The following is a 5,712-nucleotide window of genomic DNA, read 5'->3' as shown; positions in this document are numbered from 1 at the left end:
AGAACCGACAGCGGCGAGGCGATGAAGGCGCCGCCGCCGAAGCCCATGATCGCCATGCCGGTTGCCATGCCCGGCCGGTCCGGAAACCAGGTGATCAGCGTCTTGACCGGCGAGATATAGCCGAGGCCGAGACCGATGCCGCCCAGCACGCCGTAGCCGAGATAGATGATCCACAATTGGTGCAGATAGACGCCGAGCGCCGAGACAATGAAGCCGCCGCCGAAACAACAGGCAGAAGCGACCATGGCTTTGCGCGGACCGACGCGATCCAGCCAGCCGCCGCCGAACGCCGCCGCAATGCCCAGGAACAGGATCGCGATCGAGAAAATCCAGCCGAGGCCGGTCAATTTCCAGTCGTCGGGCGCCGAGTCGGTGATGCCGATCAGCTTAGACATCGGCAAGTTGAAAACGCTGAACGCATAGGCCTGGCCGATGCAAAGGTGGATGCAGAGCGCCGCCGGCGGCACCATCCACCTGCTGAAGCCAGGCTCGGCGACGGTGCGTGAGCGGTCGAGCCAGCCGCCCGCCCTTTCCCCAGTCGTATCCATTCCATCCTCCCAGATGCGTCTTCGAACCATCTTCTCAGATGTGTCCTGCGAACAAACTAGGCGGGTAAGCCGGCGAGGCAATAAGGAATGCCTGCCATACGACCAATGTCTAATGAGACTGGCCCATATCGCAAAGCAGGTCATTGCTTTCCCGAAAGTTAGATTAGAAACAATTGATTGACTGTCTGCTTATGAAGCGCGATCCCTCCACCTGCACTCACGATCATCTGGCCGGGCACGACGGCATTCACCAGTTGCGGTTGAGCCATTCGCGCGCCGGGCGCTCTATGAGGTAGTAGCTGCAGGCCGCGCAAGCGAAGACTGCGGCCAGCATCGGTATCGGCGCGCTGCCTTGCTCATAGACGAATTTGTAGAACGGCTGCTGCCATAAATAGAGCGAGTACGACCACAGCCCCAGCGTCGCCATCGGCCAGGACGACAGCAATCCGGAAAAATACCGTGGGCTGAAATCGAGTGCGTTGACGGCCAGAGCCAGCAGCGGCACCGCGAAGAGATAGTGCATCGGCGTCGGCACCCGATCCAGGAACAGGACAACGGCACAGACCGTTGCCACCAGGGCCACATGCTTGCCTCTCAAAAACGCCGGCAGCCTGCCGTCGGCCTTGAGCAGGCAGATCGAAGCCGACAGGAGGATCGACGCGATGTGCACATCCGTGCGCCAATAAGTGGTTTCGTAGTCCATCCCCAAGACCCAGTACGAAACCGCGCCATTGGCCATGGCCAGCAAGGCCAGCGCCAGGAGCAGCACGACCACGCGAGAGCGACTTGAGACGATGACGCTGATCAGCGCCAGGATGATGTAGGCGTGCTCCTCGATGCAGAGCGACCAGATATGGTCGAGCGCCCCTGCCCGAGCCACGAGAATGCCGGCATAATTGTAGGTGAATGTCAGCGCCGTCAGCGCGGCCTTCCATTTGAAGGCGAGGAACGTGCCGGAGAGCGCGATCATCGCGACGACTACGAAGACCAGAAGAGCCGGATAGATGCGGGAGAAGCGGCGTTTGAAGAATTTTTTCAGCGGGTAGCGTTCGATGAACAGGATCTCGCCCATCAGCCGGCCGCTGAGCACGAAGAAGAATTCGACGCCCAGCACGCCAAGATTGATTCCCGGAACCGGAAAGAAATGGCCGATCAGAACCAGCGCGATCGAAAGCCCGCGCCAGCCGTCGAGATAGGCCAGTCTTGTTCTGGTTGATCTGTCGGCGGCGGATCGGGACGGAACGACATGCGTCGCGGAAATGTCGGTCATGCCGATCCTCTCGCAATAGGCATGCGAAGGGTACGATGGTACAATTCGAACCCAGCTCGCATTCCCGCCCTAGTTCATATTGCAGTGCAATATGGATTTGTGCAAGTGCGAGATTGCTGCCGGATCAGGTCCGGCCTCCGGCTCGGCGGGGATTTGCTTCAAGCAGTGCGGCAGCGATTCCATCAGCAACTGAACGGATGCAGGCCGCCGCACGAGAAAAGGGGCCACGGAGGCCCCTTTCCTTGTCTGCGACTGATCGTATTAGAAACTGTTTCGAAACTCGCCCTGGCGAGTCATAGGTGGTGGTTTCGAGAACCGGAGCGGAGCGTACTTTTGGTACGTGAGCACCGGAAGCACAGAAAACGCCATCAGATGGCCGCCGGAGTAGAGTTTCCAAACAGTTTCTCAGGCGTTGGCTGCCGCAACCGCGCGCTTGGCCATCACCGCGATCAGATTGGCGCGATAATCGGCCGAGGCATGGATGTCGGTCATCAGATTCTTCGCCGGCACTTTCACACCTTCCAGTGCCGAGGCCGCGAAATTCTTGGCCAATGCTGCCTCGATCTCCTTCGAGCGGAAGACGCCGTCATCGCCGGCTCCAGTGACGGCGACGCTGACGCCATCCTTGCCCTTGGCAACGAACACGCCGACGATGGCGTAGCGCGATGCCGGATTGCGGAACTTTTCATAGGCCGCCTTGGCCGGCGCGGTGAAGGTGACGGCGGTGACGATCTCGCCTTCCTTCAACGAGGTCTCGAACAGACCCTTGAAGAACTTGTCGGCAGCGATCTCGCGCTTGTTGGTGATAATGGTGGCGCCCAGCGCCAGGAGCGCCGCCGGATAATCGGCCGCCGGGTCGTTGTTGGCGATCGAGCCGCCGATCGTCCCCTTATGGCGCACCGCCGGATCGCCGATCAGTGACGCCAGATGGGCAAGCGCCGGACAGGCCTTCTTCAGCTTCTCGTCATTGGCAACGGCGTGATGCGTGGTCGCGGCGCCGATGGTGACGGTCTTGCCCGAGACCTTGACGCCCTGCAGCTCCGTGATCCGCGACAGGTCGACAAGGTCTGACGGCGCGGCAAGCCGCGTCTTCATCGCCGGGATCAGCGTCATACCGCCCGAAAGCAGCTTGGCGTCGCCTGTCTTGACCAGCTTGGCAGCATCGGCGACCGAGGCGGCGCGGTGATAGTTGACTGCGTACATGGAATTCTCCCTTGGGTGAATGGGCGAATAGGGAGTAGCGAATAGCGAATAGGAACTATCCAGTCGCACCGCCTTCTCTTCCCTATTCGCTACTCCCTATTCGCTATTCGCTTTCAGTGTTTCGTTGCGCGGATCGCGGCCCAGACGGTGGACGGCGAAGCCGGCATGGCAAGATCGTTGCTGCCGATGGCGTCGGTGAGGGCGTTGATCACCGCCGGCGGCGAGCCGATGGCGCCGGCCTCGCCGCAGCCCTTGATCCCCAACGGATTGCCCGGGCATGGCGTGTTCGAGGTCGAGACCTTGAACGACGGTAGATCGCCGGCGCGCGGCATGGTGTAGTCCATGTAGCTCGCGGTCAAAAGCTGGCCGCTATTGTCATAATGGGCGCCTTCGAGCAGCGCCTGGCCGATGCCTTGCGCCAGCCCGCCATGCACCTGGCCTTCGACGATCATCGGGTTGATGATGTTGCCGAAATCGTCGGCAGCGACGAACTGGACGATCTCGGTGACGCCGGTTTCCGGGTCGACCTCGACCTCGCAGATATAGCAGCCCGCCGGGAAGGTGAAATTCGACGGATCGTAGAACGCCGTCTCCTTCAGCCCGGGCTCCATGCCGCCCGGCAGGTTGTGGGCAGTGTAGGCGGCCAGCGCCATCTGGAACCACGGCACGTTCTTGTCGGTGCCGGCGACCTTCAGCGCGCCATTCTCGATGACGATATCGCCTTCGTCGGCTTCGAGCAGGTGTGCCGCGATCTTCTTGGCCTTGGCCTCGACCTTGTCGAGGGCCTTGACGATGGCCGACATGCCGACTGCACCCGAGCGCGAGCCATAGGTGCCCATGCCCATCTGCACCTTGTCGGTGTCGCCATGCACGATCGAGACCGAATCGAGCGGCACGCCGAAGCGCTCGTTGACCAGTTGCGCGAAGGTCGTCTCATGGCCCTGGCCGTGGCTGTGCGAGCCAGTCAGCACCTCGATCGTGCCGACCGCGTTGACGCGCACTTCCGCCGATTCCCAAAGGCCGACACCGGCGCCGAGCGAGCCGACGGCAGCAGACGGGGCGATGCCGCAGGCTTCGATGTAGCAGCTCATGCCAATGCCGCGCAGCAGCCCCTTCTTGGCGGCGGCGGCCTTGCGCTTGGCAAAGCCGGCATAATCCGACGCCTTCATTGCCGCATCGAGCGAAGCGGCATAGTCGCCGGCGTCATAGCACATGATGACCGGCGTCTGATGCGGAAACGCTGTGACGAAGTTCTTGCGCCGCAGCTCGGCCGGCGAGACGCCGAACTGGCGGGCCGCCGTCTCCATCATGCGCTCCATGACGAAGGTCGCTTCCGGCCGCCCTGCCCCGCGATACGCATCGACGGGCGCGGTGTTGGTATAGATCGCCTTCACATTGGCGTGGATGGCCGGGATATTGTACTGGCCCGACAGCAGCGTCGCATAGAGGTAGGTAGGCGTCGCCGACGAAAACAGCGACATATAGGCGCCAAGATTGGCCTGGGTTTCGACCTTCAGGCCGAGGATCCTGTGGTCCTTGTCGAAGGCCATTTCAGCATGGGTGTGATGGTCGCGGCCATGCGCGTCGGTCAGAAAACTCTCGGTCCGGTCAGCCACCCATTTGACCGGCACCCCGGTCTTCTTCGACGCCCACAGGCAGACGATCTCTTCGGGATAGATGTAGATCTTCGAGCCGAAACCGCCGCCGACATCGGGCGCGATCACGCGCAGCTTGTTTTCCGGCGCGACATTGTAGAAGGCGCTCATCACCAGCCGCGCCACATGCGGGTTCTGCGAGGTCGTCCAGCAGGTGTAGTGATCCTCGGCCTTGTCGTAATGGCCAAGTGCGGCGCGCGGCTCCATGGCGTTAGGCACCAGCCGATTGTTGATGATGTCCATCTTGACGACATGGGCTGCCTTCCCGAAGGCCGCATCCGTGTCGTCGGCATTGCCGATGTCCCAGTCGAAGATCAGATTGTTGTCCGCTTCGGGGTGGATCTGCGGCGCACCCTTGTCCATCGCCTTGGAGGCGTCGACGACGGCCTTCAACTCCTTGTAGGTGATCTCGACCGCCTCGGCGGCGTCACGCGCTTGCCCCTTGGTCTCGGCGACGACAATGACGACGGCGTCACCGACATAACGGACCCGGTCGAAGGCGAGTGGCGACCATGCCCCCATCTTCATCGGCGAGCCGTCCTTGGAGTGGATCATCCAGCCGCAGATGAGATTGCCGATGCCATCGGCCTTGAGTTCCTTGCCGGTCAGCACGCCGATGACGCCGGGCATGCCTTGGGCCTTCTTCACATCGATCTTCTTGATCTGCGCATGCGCGTGCGGACTGCGCACGAAGGCGGCGTGCTTCATGCCGGGAACCACCATGTCGTCGACATAGCGGCCGGCGCCCGTGATGAATCGTTTGTCTTCCTTGCGCGCGACCCGAGCGCCAACACCTTCAATGCCCATCAGAAATTCCTCCCGAGATTGTAGGGGAGTAGGTGAGTAGGGCAGTACGGCAGTAGGGAAAAATTGGCTCCGATTCCCTACTGCCCTACTGCCTTATTGCCCTACTGCCTCGTTCAAGCCGCTTGTTTCGCCTTACCCTTCGACCCCTTCATCGTCGTCGATGCGGCGAGGATCGCCTTGACGATGTTGTGGTAGCCGGCGCAGCACGCAGTCGAAGCCGAGGATCATG

Annotated in this window: 4 protein-coding genes and 1 pseudogene; all 5 read right to left on the bottom strand. The window is 61.6% G+C overall.

The genetic code is table 11. From position 1 onward, the window contains the following. Positions 1-548 (bottom strand): MFS transporter (locus EN994_RS15170; protein WP_127307624.1); only part of this gene is annotated, 548 nt, incomplete at its 3' end. Positions 549-795: 247 nt separating this feature from the next. Further along, positions 796-1,818 (bottom strand): acyltransferase, encoded by a 1,023-nt coding sequence (locus tag EN994_RS15165; protein ID WP_013531268.1) that lies wholly within the window; start codon positions 1,816-1,818, stop codon positions 796-798. Between the two features lie 405 nt (positions 1,819-2,223). After that, entirely contained in the window at positions 2,224-3,021 is a 798-nt protein-coding gene (locus tag EN994_RS15160; RefSeq protein WP_063168155.1) for a xanthine dehydrogenase family protein subunit M, read from the bottom strand. Between the two features lie 113 nt (positions 3,022-3,134). Continuing rightward, on the bottom strand, positions 3,135-5,483 hold the full coding sequence (locus EN994_RS15155) for a xanthine dehydrogenase family protein molybdopterin-binding subunit (RefSeq protein WP_027160446.1): 2,349 nt from the start codon (positions 5,481-5,483) through the stop codon (positions 3,135-3,137). A gap of 113 nt (positions 5,484-5,596) precedes the next feature. Then, positions 5,597-5,686: pseudogene (locus EN994_RS36095) on the bottom strand ((2Fe-2S)-binding protein); the annotation flags it as partial. Positions 5,687-5,712 lie beyond the last annotated feature (26 nt).

Source organism: Mesorhizobium sp. M7A.F.Ca.CA.002.09.1.1 (assembly GCF_003998555.1).
Taxonomy (GTDB): Bacteria; Pseudomonadota; Alphaproteobacteria; order Rhizobiales; family Rhizobiaceae; genus Mesorhizobium; species Mesorhizobium ciceri.
The sequence above is the reverse complement of the archived record's forward strand: the minus strand, read 5'-3'. Positions and strand labels throughout refer to the sequence as shown.

Bases quoted from the DNA above. Each gene is read 5' to 3' on its own strand.
- EN994_RS15165 (WP_013531268.1), bottom strand. From the start codon at position 1,818: ATGACCGACATTTCCGCGACGCATGTCGTTCCGTCCCGATCCGCCGCC.
- EN994_RS15160 (WP_063168155.1), bottom strand. From the start codon at position 3,021: ATGTACGCAGTCAACTATCACCGCGCCGCCTCGGTCGCCGATGCTGCC.
- EN994_RS15155 (WP_027160446.1), bottom strand. From the start codon at position 5,483: ATGGGCATTGAAGGTGTTGGCGCTCGGGTCGCGCGCAAGGAAGACAAA.